Annotated in this window: 1 pseudogene; it reads left to right on the forward strand. The window is 69.6% G+C overall.

Annotation, left to right across the window (positions count from 1 at the left end):
- Positions 1–174: 174 nt before the first annotated feature.
- A pseudogene (locus Ssi02_RS38415) lies at positions 175–1,390 on the forward strand (RNA-guided endonuclease InsQ/TnpB family protein).
- The last annotated feature ends 10 nt before the right edge of the window (positions 1,391–1,400 follow it).

Raw genomic sequence — 1,400 nt, forward strand, 5'->3', positions numbered from 1 at the left:
TCATCAGAAACCTCCGAGGAAACCCCCGCCTTCAGGCGGGGGAGGAATCGGATCCCCTGCGGCGCAGGGCAGGGCCAGGCGTTTCGCCGTCAGGCGAACCGCCGTACGAACACACGTACGATGCGTACGAACACACGTACGATGCTTTACCGATCGACCGATACGGTGTGAGCCATGGCTCAGATCGTGAAGCGGGCCTACAGGTACCGCTTCCACCCGTCCCCCGGGCAAGCCGCCGAGCTTGCCCGGACGTTCGGCTGCGTGCGCCTGGTCTACAACAAGGCCCTGGAGGAGCGCACCCGCGCCTACACCCAGGACGGCCGCCGCGTCTCCTACGCGGAGTCGTCGGCCGCCCTCACGGCGTGGAAGCGCAGCGGCGACCACGACTTCCTGTCGGAGGTGTCGTCGGTCCCGCTGCAGCAGGCGCTGCGCCACCTGCAGGCGGCGTTCGCGAACTTCTTCGCCGGGCGGGCCGGGTACCCCGCGTTCAAGTCCCGGAAGAAGTCGCGGGCGTCGGCCGAGTACACCAGGTCGGCGTTCCGCTGGCGCGACGGCCGGTTGTGGCTGGCGAAGACCGATGCCCCGCTGGACATCGTGTGGTCGCGTCCGCTGCCGGAGGGCGCCGAGCCCTCCACGGTGACCGTCTCCAGGGATCCGGCCGGGCGGTGGTTCGTGTCCGTCCTGGTCGAGGAGAGGATCGCCCCGCTTGCCCCTGTGAAGGAGGCGGTGGGGATCGACGCGGGGATCACCAGCCTGGTCACCCTCTCGACCGGTGAGAAGATCGTCAACCCCCGGTATGAGCGGGCCGACCGGCGCAGGCTGGCCAAGGCGCAGCGGGCGCTCGCCCGCAAGGCCAGGGGCTCCGGCAACCGGGCCAAGGCGAAGGTGGAGGTCGCCCGCGTGTATGCGCGGATCACCGACCGCCGCCGTGACTTCCTGCACAAGCTGTCGACCCGGCTCGTCCGTGAGAACCAAACGGTCGTGATCGAGGACCTGGCCGTCCGCAACATGGTCCGCAACCGTTCGCTTGCCCGCGCGATCTCGGACGCGGCCTGGCGGGAGCTGCGGGGCATGCTGGACTACAAAGCCCGGTGGTACGGGCGGGAACTGGTTGTGGTCGACCGGTGGTTTCCCAGCTCGAGACTGTGCTCGGCCTGCGGCGCCTTGCAGGAGGCGATGCCGCTGGACGTCCGGGACTGGGTGTGTGCCTGCGGTGCGGCCCAGGACCGGGACGTGAACGCCGCGAAGAACATCCTCGCCGCCGGGCTGGCGGAGAGGTGAAACGCCTGTGGAGCCGGTGTAAGACCTCAAGCGAGAGTCCTCTCGGATGGGGCGGCCGGCGGTGAAGCAGGAAGCCCGGCCGGCGACGGTTGGAATCCCCCGGCTTTAGCCGGGGGAGG

The organism is Sinosporangium siamense (genome assembly GCF_016863435.1).
GTDB lineage: Bacteria > Actinomycetota > Actinomycetes > Streptosporangiales > Streptosporangiaceae > Sinosporangium > Sinosporangium siamense.